21 protein-coding genes are annotated in these 17856 nt (G+C 52.8%); 15 read left to right on the top strand and 6 right to left on the bottom strand.

What is annotated here, in order from left to right:
• Positions 1–100: 100 nt before the first annotated feature.
• Positions 101–1165, bottom strand: a complete 1065-nt coding sequence (gene ulaG / locus OGV65_RS19715; protein WP_049282114.1) for an L-ascorbate 6-phosphate lactonase — start codon at positions 1163–1165, stop codon at positions 101–103.
• Positions 1166–1532: 367 nt separating this feature from the next.
• Between ulaG and ulaA the strand changes: the two genes are divergently transcribed.
• Genes ulaA through OGV65_RS19685 form a run of 6 tightly spaced genes read left to right on the top strand, consistent with a single transcriptional unit; the run spans position 1533 to position 5943 of the window.
• Positions 1533–2930: a PTS ascorbate transporter subunit IIC gene (gene ulaA / locus OGV65_RS19710; protein ID WP_016155515.1), complete on the top strand. Its 1398-nt coding sequence runs from the start codon at positions 1533–1535 to the stop codon at positions 2928–2930.
• A gap of 15 nt (positions 2931–2945) precedes the next feature.
• Positions 2946–3251, top strand: coding sequence for a PTS ascorbate transporter subunit IIB (ulaB, locus tag OGV65_RS19705; RefSeq protein ID WP_016151426.1), 306 nt, complete (start codon positions 2946–2948; stop codon positions 3249–3251).
• Between the two features lie 11 nt (positions 3252–3262).
• Positions 3263–3730 (top strand): PTS ascorbate transporter subunit IIA, encoded by a 468-nt coding sequence (gene ulaC / locus OGV65_RS19700; RefSeq protein WP_016151427.1) that lies wholly within the window; start codon positions 3263–3265, stop codon positions 3728–3730.
• 12 nt (positions 3731–3742) lie between these two features.
• Entirely contained in the window at positions 3743–4393 is a 651-nt protein-coding gene (gene ulaD, locus OGV65_RS19695; protein ID WP_046275837.1) for a 3-keto-L-gulonate-6-phosphate decarboxylase UlaD, read from the top strand.
• 9 nt (positions 4394–4402) lie between these two features.
• Positions 4403–5257 (top strand): L-ribulose-5-phosphate 3-epimerase, encoded by an 855-nt coding sequence (locus OGV65_RS19690; RefSeq protein WP_094761022.1) that lies wholly within the window; start codon positions 4403–4405, stop codon positions 5255–5257.
• Positions 5257–5943 (top strand): L-ribulose-5-phosphate 4-epimerase, encoded by a 687-nt coding sequence (locus OGV65_RS19685; protein WP_286455356.1) that lies wholly within the window; start codon positions 5257–5259, stop codon positions 5941–5943. The genes OGV65_RS19690 and OGV65_RS19685 overlap by 1 nt, the downstream gene beginning before the upstream one ends.
• A gap of 130 nt (positions 5944–6073) precedes the next feature.
• Here OGV65_RS19685 and yjfY read toward each other — a convergent pair whose 3' ends face one another.
• The gene (gene yjfY / locus OGV65_RS19680) at positions 6074–6349 is read right to left on the bottom strand and encodes a DUF1471 family protein YjfY (RefSeq protein ID WP_016155520.1); all 276 of its coding nucleotides are present in this window, start codon (positions 6347–6349) and stop codon (positions 6074–6076) included.
• 298 nt (positions 6350–6647) lie between these two features.
• Between yjfY and OGV65_RS19675 the strand changes: the two genes are divergently transcribed.
• The 6 genes from OGV65_RS19675 to OGV65_RS19650 all read left to right on the top strand — a co-directional run bounded on the left by OGV65_RS19675 (position 6648) and on the right by OGV65_RS19650 (position 10078).
• On the top strand, positions 6648–7412 hold the full coding sequence (locus OGV65_RS19675; RefSeq protein WP_200108319.1) for a TSUP family transporter: 765 nt from the start codon (positions 6648–6650) through the stop codon (positions 7410–7412).
• A gap of 159 nt (positions 7413–7571) precedes the next feature.
• Positions 7572–7967, top strand: a complete 396-nt coding sequence (gene rpsF, locus OGV65_RS19670) for a 30S ribosomal protein S6 (protein ID WP_016151433.1) — start codon at positions 7572–7574, stop codon at positions 7965–7967.
• 6 nt (positions 7968–7973) lie between these two features.
• Entirely contained in the window at positions 7974–8288 is a 315-nt protein-coding gene (gene priB / locus OGV65_RS19665) for a primosomal replication protein N (protein ID WP_003025674.1), read from the top strand.
• A gap of 4 nt (positions 8289–8292) precedes the next feature.
• The gene (gene rpsR, locus OGV65_RS19660; RefSeq protein WP_000135199.1) at positions 8293–8520 is read left to right on the top strand and encodes a 30S ribosomal protein S18; all 228 of its coding nucleotides are present in this window, start codon (positions 8293–8295) and stop codon (positions 8518–8520) included.
• Positions 8521–8561: 41 nt separating this feature from the next.
• Positions 8562–9011, top strand: coding sequence for a 50S ribosomal protein L9 (rplI, locus tag OGV65_RS19655; RefSeq protein WP_003025676.1), 450 nt, complete (start codon positions 8562–8564; stop codon positions 9009–9011).
• A 143-nt stretch (positions 9012–9154) separates the two neighbouring features.
• Positions 9155–10078 (top strand): DMT family transporter, encoded by a 924-nt coding sequence (locus tag OGV65_RS19650; protein ID WP_019078212.1) that lies wholly within the window; start codon positions 9155–9157, stop codon positions 10076–10078.
• 54 nt (positions 10079–10132) lie between these two features.
• Here the strand turns inward: OGV65_RS19650 and OGV65_RS19645 are convergent, their stop codons facing one another.
• Positions 10133–10783, bottom strand: a complete 651-nt coding sequence (locus tag OGV65_RS19645; protein WP_016151435.1) for a LysM-like peptidoglycan-binding domain-containing protein — start codon at positions 10781–10783, stop codon at positions 10133–10135.
• A 219-nt stretch (positions 10784–11002) separates the two neighbouring features.
• On the opposite strand from OGV65_RS19645, the gene bamJ reads away from it, so the two are divergent.
• Together bamJ and cycA are read left to right on the top strand one after the other, a co-directional pair.
• A complete protein-coding gene (gene bamJ / locus OGV65_RS19640; RefSeq protein WP_029139741.1) occupies positions 11003–11623 on the top strand; it encodes a BamJ family beta-barrel-assembly machinery protein in 621 nt (206 codons plus the stop codon).
• Positions 11624–11932: 309 nt separating this feature from the next.
• The gene (gene cycA, locus OGV65_RS19635; RefSeq protein ID WP_259687546.1) at positions 11933–13342 is read left to right on the top strand and encodes a D-serine/D-alanine/glycine transporter; all 1410 of its coding nucleotides are present in this window, start codon (positions 11933–11935) and stop codon (positions 13340–13342) included.
• Between the two features lie 80 nt (positions 13343–13422).
• Here cycA and ytfE read toward each other — a convergent pair whose 3' ends face one another.
• Complete coding sequence (gene ytfE, locus OGV65_RS19630; protein WP_003025690.1) at positions 13423–14085, bottom strand: iron-sulfur cluster repair protein YtfE; 663 nt, start codon at positions 14083–14085, stop codon at positions 13423–13425.
• A 244-nt stretch (positions 14086–14329) separates the two neighbouring features.
• Here ytfE and OGV65_RS19625 point away from each other — a divergent pair, with 244 nt between their 5' ends.
• A complete protein-coding gene (locus OGV65_RS19625; protein WP_286455355.1) occupies positions 14330–15883 on the top strand; it encodes a methyl-accepting chemotaxis protein in 1554 nt (517 codons plus the stop codon).
• Positions 15884–15946: 63 nt separating this feature from the next.
• On the opposite strand, the gene OGV65_RS19620 is transcribed toward OGV65_RS19625, so the two are convergent.
• Both OGV65_RS19620 and OGV65_RS19615 read right to left on the bottom strand, forming a co-directional pair.
• Positions 15947–16912 (bottom strand): DMT family transporter, encoded by a 966-nt coding sequence (locus OGV65_RS19620; RefSeq protein WP_286455364.1) that lies wholly within the window; start codon positions 16910–16912, stop codon positions 15947–15949.
• A 76-nt stretch (positions 16913–16988) separates the two neighbouring features.
• The gene (locus tag OGV65_RS19615) at positions 16989–17813 is read right to left on the bottom strand and encodes an AraC family transcriptional regulator (protein ID WP_047414772.1); all 825 of its coding nucleotides are present in this window, start codon (positions 17811–17813) and stop codon (positions 16989–16991) included.
• Positions 17814–17856 lie beyond the last annotated feature (43 nt).

The raw sequence follows: 17856 nt of genomic DNA, 5'->3' as shown, positions 1-17856 counted from the left end.
TTCCGATACAAATTGATTTGAAAAGATGATATTTGAAATAGCCTGGAAATACTAAAGTAAATGGGAAAAAATGCCGGAATAGCCCGGCATTTTGTAGGGGTCACAAGAAGGATTTAAACGGCAGATCCGGTTCAATCGTGAAGCAGTCATCAAAGCCGCGCGGATAGTGATATTCAAAGTTATCTTTGTCCAGCGGCCAGGTGAACTTACCGCCCACCTGCCAGATAAACGGCTTAAAGCCATACTTCAGTCGATCTTTTTTCATCTCCCACAGTACGCGGATCTCCTGAGGGTCGGCTTGGAAGTTTGACCAGATGTCATGATGGAAAGGGATCACCACTTTCGTATTCAACGCTTCCGCCATGCGCAGCATGTCGGAGCTGGTCATTTTGTCCGTAATCCCGCGCGGATTCTCACCATAGGAGCCGAGCGCAACGTCGATCTGGTGCTCGTTGCCATGCTTTGCGTAGTAGTTAGAGTAGTGCGAGTCTCCGCTGTGGTACAGCGTACCGCCCGGTGTTTTGAACAGGTAGTTTACCGCACGTGCATCCATACCATCCGGCAGCACACCTGCCGCTTTTTGATCGGCAGGCAGCGTGATTAATGCCGTACGATCAAACGCGTCAAGCGCATGAATTTCAATATCTTTCACTTTCACCACATCGCCTGGTTTTACCACGATGCAGCGCTCTTTTGGCACACCCCAACCCATCCACAGATCCACACAGGTTTGCGGCCCGATAAATGGCACGTCATCGGCGCAGTTTTGCATGACGGCGGCCGCGACATTCACGTCGATGTGATCGTTATGATCGTGTGTCGCCAGCACCGCATCGATCTGTCGAATTGCAAACGGATCAAGAACAAACGGCGTGGTGCGCAGGTTTGGCTGCAGTTTCTTCACCCCAGCCATGCGTTGCATCTGGTGGCCGGTTTTCATTAGCGGGTTACCGTGACTCTGTTTACCCGTTCCGCACCAGAAATCGACGCAAATGTTCGTCCCGCCTTCCGACTTCAGCCAGATGCCGGTACAGCCAAGCCACCACATAGCGAATGTGCCCGGGGCGACCTGCTCCTGTTCGATCTCTTCATTCAGCCAACTTCCCCACTCCGGGAATGTGCTCAGGATCCATGATTCACGCGTGATGCTTTTTACTTTACTCATCGCATTTACCTTCATATTTATTCAGATTAAGTCAATTTATGATTTGTTTTGATTGATATTGACATCATTTTTTCAAGAAGGCAATGCGTTGATTTTTGGTGTTCAGCGGGGAAATGTGAGCAAATCACAGCGTGACAGGATGGTTTACTTGAGTGTTTGTTTTGTATTTTATTGTTTTAATAGAGTTTATTTTGGAGGTGATTAATTAGAAGTAAAGCCACTCTGCAAGTGTGTGAATTATTTGCGTACTGCATCACATTTAATCAAATTCAATCTTGTTGTGATTACTTTTGAAAATTAGAGTGAGGGCACAACATCCTGGGCATCTGTAATGAATGTTCAGCAACTTCGTCTACTGGAGATCGTTATGGAGATCCTCTACAACATCTTTACCGTCTTTTTTAATCAGGTTATGACCAACGCGCCCTTGCTGTTGGGTATTGTGACCTGTCTTGGTTACATCCTGCTGCGTAAAAGCGTCAGCGTTATTATCAAAGGCACGATCAAAACGATTATCGGTTTTATGTTGCTGCAAGCGGGATCGGGCATTCTGACCAGCACGTTTAAACCGGTGGTGGCAAAGATGTCCGAAGTTTACGGTATCAATGGTGCGATTTCCGATACCTATGCCTCCATGATGGCAACCATCGAACGTATGGGCGATGCCTATAGTTGGGTGGGTTATGCGGTGTTGTTGGCGCTGGCGCTGAATATTTGTTACGTACTGCTACGGCGTATTACCGGCATTCGCACCATCATGCTGACCGGCCACATTATGTTCCAGCAGGCGGGCCTGATTGCCGTCTCTCTCTACATCTTTGGTTACCCGATGTGGACCACCATCATCTGCACCGCGGTGCTGGTGTCCCTCTACTGGGGCATTACTTCCAATATGATGTACAAGCCGACGCAGGAAGTGACCGACGGCTGCGGTTTCTCCATCGGTCACCAGCAGCAGTTCGCTTCATGGATTGCCTACAAAGTCGCGCCTTATCTGGGTAAGAAAGAGGAGAGTGTTGAAGATCTGAAGCTGCCGGGCTGGCTGAATATCTTCCATGACAACATCGTTTCTACCGCGATTGTTATGACCCTCTTCTTCGGCGCGATCCTGCTCTCTTTCGGCATTGATGTAGTTCAGGCGATGGCGGGTAAAACTCACTGGACGGTCTATATCCTGCAGACCGGTTTTTCGTTTGCCGTCGCTATTTTCATCATCACTCAGGGCGTACGTATGTTCGTTGCTGAGCTTTCAGAAGCGTTCAACGGTATCTCTCAACGTCTGATCCCGGGTGCAGTGCTGGCTATCGACTGCGCGGCGATTTATAGCTTTGCGCCCAACGCGGTGGTCTGGGGCTTTATGTGGGGCACCATCGGCCAACTGATTGCGGTGGGCATCCTGGTGGGTTGCGGCTCTTCTATTCTGATTATCCCTGGCTTTATTCCGATGTTCTTCTCGAACGCGACTATCGGCGTGTTTGCTAACCACTTTGGCGGCTGGCGCGCGGCGCTCAAGATTTGCTTGGTGATGGGGATGATCGAAATCTTCGGCTGCGTCTGGGCGGTGAAGCTCACCGGGATGAGCGCCTGGATGGGCATGGCGGACTGGTCAATTCTGGCGCCGCCGATGATGCAGGGCTTTGCCTCCATCGGCATCGTGTTTATGGCCGTCATTATTCTGATTGCACTGGCTTATATGTTTTTCGCAGGACGCACCTTGCGCGCTGAGGAAGACGCAGAAAAACAACTGGCAGAACACTCTGCTTAATAAGGAGTTCCGATTATGACCGTACGTATTTTGGCTGTATGTGGCAATGGGCAGGGGAGTTCCATGATCATGAAGATGAAGGTGGATCAGTTTTTAACCCAGTCAAATATTGACCATACGGTAAACAGTTGCGCAGTAGGCGAATACAAAAGTGAACTGAGCGGCGCGGATATCATCATCGCTTCTACCCATATCGCCGGTGAGATTACCGTATCAGGCAATAAATATGTTGTTGGCGTACGCAACATGCTGTCTCCCGCCGATTTTGGACCAAAACTGCTGGAAGTGATCAACGCGCATTTCCCTCAGGACGTGAAGTAAGGAGGCGGCCTATGAAATTACGTGATTCGCTGGCAGACAATAACGCCATCCTTTTACAGGCCGAGGCCAGTTCCTGGCAGGAAGCGGTAAAGCTGAGCGTGGATCTGCTGGTTAAGGCTGATGTGGTTGAACCACGCTACTACCAGGCCATCCTCGACGGAGTCGAACAGTTCGGCCCGTATTTCGTGATTGCGCCCGGCCTGGCGATGCCGCACGGCCGTCCGGAGGAAGGGGTCAAGAAAACCGGTTTTGCGCTGGTGACGCTGAAAACACCGCTGGTGTTTAACCACGAAGATAACGACCCGGTCGACATCCTGATCACCATGGCGGCAGTAGACGCCAACACACATCAGGAAGTCGGCATCATGCAGATCGTGAATCTCTTTGACGACGAAGCCAATTTCGACCGTTTACGTGCCTGCCGTACCGCGCAGGAAGTGCTGGATTTAATTGATAACGCCACTGCGGCGGCTGTTTAAAAGGATACCAAAATGTCATTACCTATGTTGCAGGTTGCGCTGGATAACCAATCAATGTCTTCCGCCTATGAAACGACGCGTCTGATTGCCGAAGAGGTCGATATCATTGAGGTGGGCACGATTCTTTGCGTGGCAGAGGGGGTGCGCGCCGTACGCGATCTGAAGGCGCTTTATCCGCATAAAATTGTGCTGGCGGATGCCAAAATCGCCGACGCGGGTAAAATCCTCTCGCGCATGTGTTTCGAAGCCAATGCTGACTGGGTTACCGTCATCTGCTGCGCGGATATCAACACCACCAGGGGGGCGCTGGAGGTGGCGAAAGAATTTAATGGCGACGTGCAGATTGAACTGACTGGTTACTGGACCTGGGAGCAGGCGCAGGAGTGGCGTGACGCGGGCATTGGGCAAGTGGTATATCACCGCAGCCGTGACGCGCAGGCGGCGGGTGTGGCGTGGGGAGAGGCTGATATCAGCGCCATCAAACGCTTGTCTGATATGGGCTTTAAGGTCACCGTCACCGGCGGCCTGGCGCTGGAGGATCTGCCGCTGTTCCAGGGGATCCCTATCCACGTCTTTATTGCCGGACGTAGTATTCGCGATGCCGCCTCTCCGGTAGACGCTGCGCGTCAGTTCAAACGTTCCATCGCCCAACTGTGGGGATAAGGAGCGACTATGTTGTCGAAACAGGTCCCGCTCGGTATCTATGAAAAAGCGCTCCCCGGCGGGGAGTGCTGGCTGGAACGCTTGCAGCTGGCGAAGGAACTGGGCTTTGATTTTGTCGAAATATCGGTTGATGAAACCGACGCTCGCCTGGCGCGTCTTGACTGGCGCCGCGAGCAGCGACTGGCGCTGGTGGCCGCTATCGCTGAGACAGGGATACGCGTACCGTCCATGTGCCTGAGCGCTCATCGTCGTTTCCCGCTTGGCAGTGAAGATGATGCGGTGCGCGAACAGGGGCTGGAGATCATGCGTAAAGCCATTCAGTTTGCGCAGGATATCGGTATTCGCGTTATTCAACTGGCGGGTTACGACGTCTATTACCAGCAGGCCAATAACGAAACGCGTCGTCGGTTTCGCGATGGGCTGAAAGAGAGCGTGGAGATGGCGAGCCGCGCGCAGGTGACGCTGGCGATGGAAATCATGGATTATCCGCTGATGAATTCGATCAGCAAGGCACTGGGTTATGCCCACTATCTCAACAATCCGTGGTTCCAGTTGTATCCCGATATTGGCAATTTGTCGGCGTGGGATAACGACGTGCAGATGGAGCTGCAGGCTGGGATGGGTCATATCGTTGCCGTACACGTGAAGGATACCAAACCCGGTGTATTCAAAAATGTGCCGTTTGGTGAAGGGGTTGTTGAGTTCGAACGTTGTTTTGCGACGCTCAAACAGAGTGGGTACTGCGGACCATACCTGATTGAGATGTGGAGTGAAACGTCGGACGACCCGGCACGTGAAGTCGCGAAGGCGCGCGACTGGGTGAAGGCGCGAATGGCCAGCGCAGGTCTGGTGGAGGCGGTGTAATGCAAAAACTTAAACAGCAGGTTTTTGAGGCCAATATGGATTTGCCGCGCTACGGGCTGGTGACGTTCACCTGGGGGAACGTCAGCGCCATTGACCGCGAGTGCGGGCTGGTGGTGATTAAGCCTAGCGGCGTCGACTACCAAACGATGCAGGTAGATGACATGGTGGTTGTGGATCTGGCCGGCAACGTAGTGGAAGGGCGCTATCGTCCTTCTTCTGATACCGCCACCCATCTGGTGCTGTATCGCTGCTATTCTTCTCTCGGCGGCGTGGTGCACACCCACTCAACGCACGCGACGGCATGGGCGCAGGCGGGTCTGGCAATTCCCTCGCTTGGCACGACGCATGCGGATTACTTCTTTGGCGATATTCCCTGCACCAGGGCGTTAACTGAAGCTGAAGTTCAGGGCGAGTATGAGCAAAATACCGGCAAGGTGATTGTCGAAACGCTGGGGGAGGTGGAACCTTTGCATACGCCTGGCGTAGTGGTGTACCAGCATGGCCCGTTTGCCTGGGGCAAGGATGCTCACGATGCGGTACATAACGCCGTGGTGATGGAGGAAGTGGCAAAAATGGCATGGATTGCGCGTGGCATTAATCCGGCTCTTAGCCCCATAGACAGTTATCTGATGAATAAGCATTTCATGCGTAAGCACGGCCCAAACGCCTATTACGGACAGAAGTAACGACTAAGTCCTGGAGCCCAATCATTCAGGGGATGTTATTGATCTGGCTGTAGGACTTTTTTGCAAAAAAAGCCCCCTGTGATGGGGGCAAATTAAACTGCGGCAATGTTCTCGTTGGTTATTTCTGGTGCTAGCGGTAAATATCTGCACTGGCGTGCATATTTCCGTTACTACCGGGTTCCCTGGTGAGGATCACGTGGTAGTAGGTTGCGCCTTGCGCATCGGTCTCTTCATTCAGGGCCTGAGTGGCTTCACTTTCAGTGGCGAAGTTATGATTTATGTAAATGACGCCTAAGCTCTGCACATCATCCATATTCCTGGCCTGATGATTGTCAATTTTGATGGCTGCCGTTGCATTTGCACTAAGCAAAAGCATAGCCAGAAGGGTCAAAACACGGGCTCGCATATGTACCTCCTCGACTGCGGTCTCTGGTTGCCTCTCTCCTGTGAGTGATTAGCTTCTGATGTAATTTTAACCGCTACCGGCGCAGTCGATAGCGACCATTTCTGATGCAGTTGTTCAAAAAATTACCGCATAGCCATCTTTTCTTTTATTAACAGGCCGCTGGTGTGTACCGCTGCGGTGAAAAATACCTGTCTTTCGCGCATAAGCACTTACCAAATAGTCAATTTAATCGGGTGAGTACGCCGTTTATAGTGAGCCGGATAATTAATATAACTTTATGATAATAAGGCAAAAACTTATGGATACTTCATTCATGGATTTCAGCTACTTTGTGATTATGTTTATGGTCGCGCTGGTGGCAGGCTTTATTAACGTGGTGTCGGGCGGCGGTGGTTTTCTCTCGATTGGCGCACTGTTAATTTCTGGTTTACCCCCGGCGAATGCGCTGGCAACCAATAAAATTCAGGCGCTGGGCAGCTCGCTGACCTCCGGGATTTATTTTTTACGCCGGGGGCATATCAACGTGCAGGAGCACAAGTATGTGTTTTTATCTGCCTTTATCGGTTCTGCGATGGGAACGACGCTTATCCAGTTCATTGAACCGGAACTACTGAAGAAACTGCTCCCGATCCTGATTATCGCGGTCGCTATCTACTTTATTTTTGCGCCAAATCTCAGCGAACCGAAAAGAAAGCAGCAAGTATCCCTGTTTCTCTTCTCGTTGATCGGCGGGGGATGCGTTGGCTTTTATGACGGTTTTCTCGGTGCCGGGGCTGGCTCCTTTTATACCCTCAGCTATATCCTGCTGTGGGGATACAGCATCGATAAGGCGCAAATTCACTCGAATTTTATTAACCTGGCGTCCAACATCGCCTCGATTTTGTTCTTCATTTTTGGCGGTAAAATGATCTGGTCGCTGGGGCTGGTGATGTTTGCCGGGCAGTCCCTCGGCGCACGTCTTGGCGCGACGGTCGTACTAACGCGCGGCAAGAAAGTTATCCGACCCATGATTGTCATTGTCTCCATTTGCATCAGCGTCAAAATGCTGCTGGATATGTATTAATGGCGACATGATAAATAATCGTACAATTACCTTGAGTTTAGTGGCAGGCGCCAGTATTATGACGCGTCAATTTTTCAGCCGACCTTTAACACGTTCCTTGCCTCCCCGGGCCTCGGCTGACCCAGACAGGAGGCTGAATAATCCGTAAGGAGCAATTCGATGCGTCATTACGAAATCGTTTTTATGGTCCATCCTGACCAGAGCGAACAGGTTCCGGGTATGATCGAACGCTACACTGCTGCCATCACTGGTGCAGAAGGCACGATCCACCGTCTGGAAGACTGGGGCCGCCGTCAGCTGGCTTACCCGATCAACAAACTGCACAAAGCTCACTACGTTCTGCTGAACGTTGAAGCGCCGCAGGAAGTGATCGATGAGCTGGAAACTACCTTCCGCTTCAACGATGCCGTTATCCGCAGCATGGTTATGCGTACTAAACACGCTGTTACCGAAGCATCTCCGATGGTTAAAGCGAAAGACGAGCGTCGTGAACGTCGCGATGATTTCGCTAACGAAACCGCAGATGATGCTGAAGCTGGGGATTCTGAAGAGTAATTTCTGATGACCAACCGTCTGGCGTTGTCCGGCACCGTGTGCAGGGCTCCCCTTCGAAAGGTCAGTCCATCAGGAATTCCTCATTGCCAGTTCGTGCTTGAGCATCGTTCTGTGCAGGAGGAAGCCGGGTTTCACCGGCAGGCGTGGTGCCAAATGCCCGTTATTATTAGCGGACACGAAAACCAGGCCATTACTCACAGTATAACGGTCGGTAGCGCAGTGACCGTTCAGGGGTTCATCTCTTGCCACAAGGCAAAGAACGGCCTGAGCAAAATGGTTCTGCATGCCGAGCAGATTGAATTGATAGATTCTGGAGACTAGCCATATGGCACGTTATTTCCGTCGTCGCAAGTTCTGCCGTTTCACCGCGGAAGGCGTTCAAGAGATCGACTATAAAGATATCGCTACGCTGAAAAACTACATCACCGAAAGCGGTAAGATTGTCCCAAGCCGTATCACCGGTACCCGTGCAAAATACCAGCGTCAGCTGGCTCGCGCTATCAAACGCGCTCGCTACCTGTCCCTGCTGCCGTACACTGATCGTCATCAGTAATCGGTCACGGTCCATTAATACGACTTTGAGAGGATAAGGTAATGCAAGTTATTCTGCTTGATAAAGTAGCAAACCTGGGTAGCCTGGGTGATCAGGTTAACGTTAAAGCGGGCTATGCTCGTAACTTCCTGGTACCACAGGGTAAAGCTGTTCCTGCTACCAAGAAAAACGTTGAATTTTTCGAAGCGCGTCGCGCTGAGCTGGAAGCTAAACTGGCTGACGTTCTGTCTGCTGCTGAAGCTCGTGCTGAGAAAATCAACGCACTGGAAACCGTAACCATCGCGTCTAAAGCTGGCGACGAAGGTAAACTGTTCGGTTCCATCGGTACTCGCGACATCGCTGACGCTGTAACTGCAGCTGGCGTTGAAGTAGCTAAGAGCGAAGTTCGTCTGCCGAACGGCGTTCTGCGTACCACTGGTGAGCACGAAGTGAGCTTCCAGGTTCACAGCGAAGTGTTTGCTAAGCTGACTGTAAACGTAGTTGCAGAATAAGTTTTTATTCTGATTACCGCGTAAAAGCGCCGGCCTTGTGTCGGCGTTTTGCTTTTCTGTTCCCTCCGCTTTTCGCTCTGGCTATTCTTTATCCTTTTCGGGATAATCATAAAAATAAAACATTATTTCAAAGTGGTGATGGAATGGAACCAACGCACCAACCTCTGTTTGCGCGTAAAAATGTTGTCTACCTGAGCGCAGCGTTTTGCTGTCTGCTGTGGGGGAGCGCCTATCCGGCGATCAAAAGCGGATATGAGATCTTCCAGATTGCCACGGATGACATTCCCTCAAAAATTGTCTTTGCCGGCTATCGCTTCCTGTTTGCTGGATTATTGCTGCTATTGCTGGCGGTGGCGCAGCGTAAACCGATTGGCCGGTTAAGCCCGCGTCAGTACGGTCAGCTCACGCTGTTGGGACTGACGCAAACCTCGCTGCAATACATCTTCTTCTATATTGGCCTGGCGTTCACGACGGGGGTGAAGGGGTCGATCATGAACGCGACCGGCACCTTCTTCAGCGTGCTGCTGGCCCATTTTATCTATCAGAACGACAAGCTGAGCTACAACAAAGTGCTGGGCTGTATCCTGGGCTTTACCGGCGTAATGGTGGTGAACTTTAGCAGCGGACTGGATTTTAGCTTCAGCTTGTTAGGGGACGGTTCAGTGGTGATGGCGGCCTTTATTCTTTCTGCCGCCACGTTATACGGTAAACGCATTTCTCAGACGGTAGACCCGACGGTAATGACAGGATATCAGTTGGGTGTCGGCGGTCTGGCGCTGGTTATCGGCGGCTACGCTTTTGGTGGCACGCTGACCGTACACGGCGCGTCTTCAGTGGCGATTCTGGGCTACCTGACGTTACTCTCTTCGGTCGCTTTTGCGTTGTGGAGTATTCTGCTCAAGCATAACCGCGTGGGGATGATTGCGCCGTTTAACTTCCTGATCCCGGTTTCGGGGGCGGTTCTGTCGGCGATATTCCTCGGCGAAAACATTCTCGAATGGAAATATGCGCTGGCGCTGGTGCTGGTCTGTTCCGGGATCTGGTGGGTGAACAAGGTGAAGCGCTGACGCTTCACCTTAATGTCTGATGCGCTGTGTTTATCAGGTACACAGGTGTGCCGGTTAACGGGCGCGAATAAAACTGCCGTTAGGTTGTCGAGTAAACAGTACCTGCTGACCATTACCGGTATCAATGGTTAATCCCGTTACCACGCCGTTGGCATTCTGCCTGATTTGTACCATCTGGCCGTCTTTCAGGTTGCTCAGCGGTTTTCCGGCACCTTCAACCTGCGCCATTGCGTATACATCGGTTGGCGGGAGGTTATGGTCACGGAATACCTGCGCCAGCGTTTTGCCCGAGTCTACGCGATAGGAGCGCCACTGCTGCTCAATTCCACTATCCTGTTGGAAAGGTTGCGTCTGCGGCTGAGATTGCTGAGCCTGCGGCTGCGCGTCTGGTTCTCCTTCCTGGATTGGCTCAGGCGCAAGCGGAGCGACCTGGCCCGGATCGTTTTGCGGGGCGACCAACTGTGCCTGCAGTTGAGCTTCGGTCGGCGGCTGCGACTGTGACTGTAAATCCAGCTGGGCAGTACGCGTAACCACAGGGGCATCGCTGGTGTCACTGGAGGGCAGCAGGAAGCCTATCACCAGCACGATAGCAGCAATTATAATGCCGCGTCGGTGCATAGGCGGTAGCGGATCCATAATGCGAAAATTGTCCGGTGCATGCCAGATTTTCGCCAGGGTTGGTTTTAATTCAAAGCGCCCGGGCATGGCTTTCCTCCTGCTCCGCGTCTCGTTCCTCGATCATAGAGTATAGATGGCTAATGCTATGATGTTCGTCATATTACCCGCTTTCGTGACGTCAACGCGGGGTATTCCTATTGTTTATGTTTCCTCGCGATTTGTCATCTGTTCCCGAGACAAAGTTTTACCGGATGCGGCATGGCTGATATGCTGCCCGCTACTTTACATCCGATGAAAGGAAATATGATGGCTAACCCGACTTTTGACACTATCGAAGCGCAAGCAAGCTACGGCATTGGTTTGCAGGTAGGACAACAGCTGAGCGAATCCGGACTGGAAGGACTGTTGCCTGAAGCGCTGGTAGCGGGTATCGCTGACGCGCTGGAAGGTAAGCACCCGGCAGTGCCGGTTGATGTTGTGCATCGCGCACTGCGTGAAATCCACGAACGCGCTGATGCAGTACGTCGCGAGCGTTTCCAGGCTATGGCGGCTGATGGCGTCAAATATCTGGAAGAAAACCGTGAGAAAGACGGTGTGAACAGCACTGAATCCGGTTTGCAGTTCCGTGTTCTGACTCAGGGCGAAGGTGCTATTCCAGCGCGTACTGACCGCGTTCGCGTGCACTACACCGGTAAACTGATCGACGGTACCGTGTTTGACAGCTCTGTCGCACGCGGCGAACCGGCTGAATTCCCGGTTAACGGCGTGATCCCTGGCTGGATTGAAGCGCTGACCCTGATGCCGGTAGGTTCCAAATGGGAACTGACTATTCCTCAGGAACTGGCTTACGGCGAGCGTGGCGCTGGCGCGTCCATTCCTCCGTTCAGCACGCTGGTGTTCGACGTTGAGCTGCTTGAGATCCTGTAAGCAGTGACTTCTGTTCCCTCCGAGGCCGGGGGGAACAAAAAAATAGCGTGAAAAGCTATAGTTACGTGGTTGTCGATATTTTATTTTGCAAATGCCTCGTTAGCGTGTATTTTTGTGAGCTGATTCGCGCTATCAGAGTGATATGACACTCACTTTAAACATTAAATTAACATTATATCTAAATCTTAGTATTCATCCCGCCAATTCTTACCTAATATCGATGAGTCCTGATAATCAGGAACGTCGTATCATAGACACACTAAAGGCCGTAGAGCCTGAACAACACAGACAGGTACAGGAAGAAAAAACATGGTAGATCAGGTAAAAGTCGACGCCGCTGATGAGGCTTCGTCTGAACAGTCGCTACGGCGCAATCTCACAAACCGTCATATTCAACTTATTGCCATTGGTGGTGCTATTGGTACCGGCCTGTTTATGGGCTCTGGTAAAACCATCAGCCTCGCCGGACCGTCGATCATCTTTGTGTATATGATCATCGGTTTTATGCTGTTTTTCGTGATGCGTGCAATGGGTGAATTGCTGCTCTCGAATCTGGAGTACAAATCTTTTAGTGATTTCGCCTCTGACCTGCTCGGGCCATGGGCCGGGTATTTTACCGGCTGGACTTACTGGTTCTGCTGGGTTGTTACCGGGATGGCAGACGTTGTCGCCATTACGGCGTATGCGCAATTCTGGTTCCCCGAACTTTCAGACTGGGTCGCCTCGCTGGCGGTGATCGTGCTGCTGCTGAGCCTCAACCTTGCCACTGTAAAAATGTTCGGTGAGATGGAGTTCTGGTTTGCGATGATCAAAATCGTCGCCATCATCGGCCTGATTGTCGTTGGTCTGGTGATGGTGTTGACGCACTTCCAGTCGCCAACCGGCGTTCAGGCATCGTTCACGCATCTGTGGAATGACGGTGGCTGGTTCCCGAAAGGTCTGAGCGGCTTCTTTGCTGGCTTCCAGATAGCCGTGTTCGCGTTTGTGGGTATTGAGCTGGTGGGAACGACCGCAGCGGAAACCAAGGACCCAGAGAAATCTCTGCCGCGCGCCATTAACTCGATTCCGATCCGTATCATCATGTTCTACGTTTTTGCGCTGATCGTGATTATGTCCGTAACACCGTGGAGCTCGGTAGTGCCAACCAAGAGCCCATTCGTTGAACTGTTTGTGCTGGTCGGTCTGCCTGCCGCGGCGAGCCTGATCAACTTTGTGGTGCTGACTTCAGCTGCCTCTTCCGCAAACAGTGGCGTGTTCTCTACCAGCCGTATGCTGTTCGGCCTGGCACAGGAAGGCGTAGCGCCTAAAGCATTTGCCAAACTGTCTAAACGCGCAGTTCCGGCGAAAGGTTTAACCTTCTCCTGTATCTGTCTGCTGGGCGGCGTGGTGATGCTTTACGTGAACCCGAGCGTGATTGGCGCGTTCACCATGATCACCACCGTGTCGGCGATTTTGTTCATGTTCGTCTGGACCATCATTCTTTGCTCGTACCTGGTGTACCGCAAGCAGCGTCCGCACCTGCATGAAAAATCAATCTACAAGATGCCGCTAGGCAAGCTGATGTGCTGGGTATGTATGGCGTTCTTCGTCTTCGTACTGGTACTGCTGACGCTGGAAGATGATACCCGTCAGGCGCTGATCGTGACGCCGCTGTGGTTCATCGCGCTGGGTCTGGGTTGGTTGTTTATCGGTAAGAAACGTATGGCAGGTATGCGTTAATTTTAGTGCCCGGTAGCGCGGTGCTTACCGGGCCTGAATTCCGTAGGCCGGAAACGCGTTAGCGCTATCCGGCGATATCTTTACTCCCCGGCGAGAGCTCGCGGGAACAACACATTATTTTCCAGACTGATGTGTTCCATCAAGTCGTCGATCATCTCGTTAATGCCGTTATACATGGCTTTCCAGGTGGTGCAGGCTTCTGGCGGCGGCGTCACGTTATGGGTGATGTGTTTGATCACTTCGACCAGTTCACCGGCATCGTCATGTTCGCTTTCCATCACGCTGATTGGTCCCATCGCCTGGCTACCCATGCCCTGTTTGATCATCGGGAACAGGATCTGCTCTTCTTTCATCATATGGCTGGACAGCTCTTCATGCAGCATGGTCAGGTTTTTCGCCAGACCGCGTGGTACGTTCGGTTTATCTGCGTGAACGCGTTCAACTTTCGTGGCCTGCAGGATCAGTTCCGGTAGCTGTTCGCGGTGTCTGTCGTGATAACGCACGATGATATGATCGATGATTTCTGCCAGTGCCACGGTACGCCAATCTTTCTCCAGCGGCTGTTCAGCCAACTGCGCGAGCTGTGCCTCAATAACGTCTAAATCCAGCTCTTTACGCGCAGCAGCGCGTGCTAGCGTTTGCTTACCGCCGCAGCAGTAATCCATATCGTATTTACGAAACAGGGCCGAAGCGCGAGGAATAGAGAGCGCCAGTTCACCTAAAGGTTGATCGCGATAAGACATTGCCGTTACCTCATTCTCAATAATATAAGATGTATTTTAAATGCAACTTATGGCGAAGGATATAACCCTTTCGGGGTGGGGTGTTTTGTGAGGAATGTCACGAAAATTTCTTGTTTCGTTAAGGTGCTGAATCTTATTAGAAAGGAGAGGGATGGCGAAAAAAGCCGCGCGACAGGATTAAATAAGCGCACGCCGCTGCCGATAGTTAGACCTCAGACAATACCTGCATAATAAAAGGCTACAGATGTTTAAACGAATCAAAGTGATAACCCTACTTATCACCGTGTTACTCGCCCTGGGCGCGATGCAGCTCATCTCCGCGGGCGTCTTTATTGGCGCGCTCAATAACGATAAGCAAAACTTTAACGTCTCTCAGCTTTCCAGCCAGAACGTGGCCGAGTTTACCGATGCGTGGATTAGCCTGAACCAGGCTCGCGTCACGCTCAACCGGGGCATGTTGCGTTTACAGGGAACGATGGCCAGCGAGATTAACGGCGGTCAGTTGAAGGAACTGGTGAACACGGCAAATCGCCTGTTAGCCGAATCGAAAGAGCATTACGATAAATACTACGCCCTGCCGGAAACGCCGGGGCTTGATGAACATCTGGCCGATCGACTGGAAGAGCAGTACGGCATCTATTCTGCGACGCTGGCTAAAATGAACGCGCTGCTGGCTGAAGGTAAGCTGGAAGAGATGTTCAAGCAGAATGCCGAGCAAAAGCAAACGGCCATGCAGGAAGTCTATCGGGAATGGCGTAGCGCGCAAACGGCGCTGGCCACTGCCGGGGTGCAGGACAATGAGAGTGATTACCAGAAGATAATCTGGCTGCTGTCTGCCGTGATGCTGATTGTTGTCACCGTGATTATCGCGAGCTGGCTGGCGATGCAGCGAGTGCTGCTCAAGCCTCTCCACGAAGTGATGGGGCATATTCGCCACATTGCTGCGGGTGATTTGACGCACAGCATCAACGCCGATGGCAGCAATGAGATGGCGCTGCTGGCAGTCAACGTTCGCGACATGCAGCAGGCGCTGGCGAACACAGTCAGCGTGGTGCGTGACGGGGCTGACACCATCTATACCGGCGCAGGTGAAATTGCCGCCGGCAGTAACGATCTCTCTTCACGTACCGAGCAGCAGGCCGCCTCTCTGGAAGAGACTGCTGCCAGTATGGAACAACTCACCGCTACCGTGAAACAGAACGCGGATAACGCGCGTCAGGCGACCAGTCTGGCAAAAAATGCCTCACAGACGGCGCAGAAAGGCGGAACCGTGGTTGATGGCGTGGTGCGTACGATGGATGAAATCGCCACCAGTTCCAGCAAAATCGCGCAAATTACCAATGTTATCGACGGCATTGCCTTCCAGACCAATATTCTGGCGCTGAACGCGGCAGTAGAAGCGGCGCGTGCGGGCGAGCAGGGGCGTGGGTTTGCCGTGGTCGCTGGCGAGGTCCGTACACTGGCACAGCGTAGCGCTCAGGCGGCGAAAGAGATTAAGGCGCTGATTGATGACTCGGGGAATCGGGTGAGTGCCGGTACGGCGCTGGTGCATGAAGCGGGTGAAACGATGGCGGAAATTGTGAGCGCCGTGACCCGTGTGACCGACATCATGGGCGAGATAGCCTCGGCTTCTGATGAACAGAGCCGGGGTATCGATCAGGTAGGTCAGGCGGTTGCCGAGATGGATCGCGTGACGCAGCAAAACGCCTCGCTGGTGGAGGAGTCCGCTTCCGCCGCCGCCGCGCTCGAAGAGCAGGCAGCACGACTGAATCAGACCGTAGCGGTGTTTAAAGTTTAACGTCTACTCCGGCCTACAAAATAATACCTTGTAGGTCGGATTAGCGCAGCGCCGTCCGGGCCATTATGATTGTGGAACCACGACGACGCTTGGTTTCTGTGGTTTGGCTCTGACGGCTATCACCACCCCAACAATCAGCAGCGCAATGCCGCTTACCGTCAGCAGTGGCGGAAATTCCTGGCGCAGGATAAAGGTGTACACCAGGCCAGCCAGCGTTTCGAAGACAATCAGCGGGCCGAGGATCACCGTCGGCAATTTTTGGCTGGCGACGTTCCAGCACAGTGCGCCAACCCACGAACACAATACCGCAATCGCTATCATCAGGCCGATAAACACGCCCGGACGCGGGCCGAAGGGCAGGGCAAAGTCCGGCGTTTGCCCGTTCAGCCACAGGCAGGCTGCAATATAACCGAGCAGAGAAACAGGCAACGTTACCAGTGCCTGGGCCGTCGCCCACATCATCGGGTGCTTATCTGGATTCTCGCGCAGCCAGCGGGCATTACGCAGCGCATACCACGCCCAACACACTACCGAGATCAGCGCCAGCGCGATTCCAGAACCATAACGCCAGCCGCTAAAGTAGGGTAAGCCTTGATTCAGCTCCGAGATATTCACGCACAGCAGACCGATACCAATCAGCACCAGCGCAGGCGACAGACGCCACCATGATAATTTGCCGTCGCGCTGGCTGTAGAGCAGGTTAGCGAAGACTGGGATCACAACCGGCAATGTACCAATAATCATCGTTGAAACCGGCGCGCCAGTGCGCTGGATAGCGCTTGCCAGGCAAACGTAATAAATCAGATTACCCATCATCGTTAGCGCCAGCGCAGTGACCCAGTCTTTGCGCGTCAACTGACGCAAGCGCACACGCCCCAGCCAGGCAATCGGCAACGCTATTAGCCCCAGCGCCAGATAGCGCCCCATCGACTGCAATACCGCCGGATATTCCGGTACGATCAGCGGCCCAACAAAAATTAATCCCCACATCAGCCCAGCCAGCAGGGCATACAACACGCCGCTAATCATTTTTGACATCCACATCGCTTAACAATAAGTCGAGTGTAGGCAGGAAAAATGCAGCCGTATTGTATGAGATTGCTGTTCAACGCCGGACGACTTGTTTCTGATAACGTACCGGCGTAATACCATAGCGATGGGTAAACGCGCGGGTGAGATGCGACTGGTCGGTGAGGCCGGTTGCGGCAGCGACCTCCGCGGCGGGCATTCCGTGAGTGAGAAAACCTTTGGCTCGCCACAGGCGGATCGCCATCAGCATCTGGTGCGGCGTGACGTGGAAATGAGATTTAAACTGGCGCTGAAAATGCCAGGGACTCAGCGCTGCAACCCGCGCCAGTTCGTCGAGCGTGACCGGGTGCATATAATTATCGTGCAAATACTCGCGTACCCGCTCAAAGCGATGCGATCCCTCCGGTAATACCGGCGCATGGCGGGCCAGCGGCTGGAACGTGTCGATCAGATCGAGTAATAGCCCTTTTTGCGCCAGCGGATCCTCAGTGTTCCACAGGCCATGGATCAGCGAGCAGATCTGGCGCGAGCGTAGCGGATCGTGACGCGTTACGTCATGAAACCACCAGTGGCGAATCCCGGTGACTTCTTCCAGGAGATCGGGCTCAAGATAGATCATCCGATAGCGCCAGCCGTCGGCGGTTTCCGCTTCGCCGGTATGTAGCTCATCGGGATTCATGGTGACGACAGAATGGGCGGGGGCCACGTACTGCGTGCCGCGATAGCGAAAACGTTCGGCTCCGGCTTCTATCGCGCCAATACCAAACGCTTCATGGGTGTGGGGTTCAAAGGCGTAACGCGAGATGTGCGCATGATATAGCTCAACGCCCGGCACCTGTGCCAGATGGCGAAAGCGAGCGCTGTCTTTCTCATCAATAAACTGCTCAGGTACACCTTGCACGTCTTCTCTCCCCACGCATCATCATGTCATTATCAGAGAGGAT

The organism is Citrobacter sp. Cb004, from assembly GCF_030337065.1.
GTDB lineage: Bacteria > Pseudomonadota > Gammaproteobacteria > Enterobacterales > Enterobacteriaceae > Citrobacter > Citrobacter braakii.
This window is presented reverse-complemented; position numbering and strand designations above follow the sequence as displayed.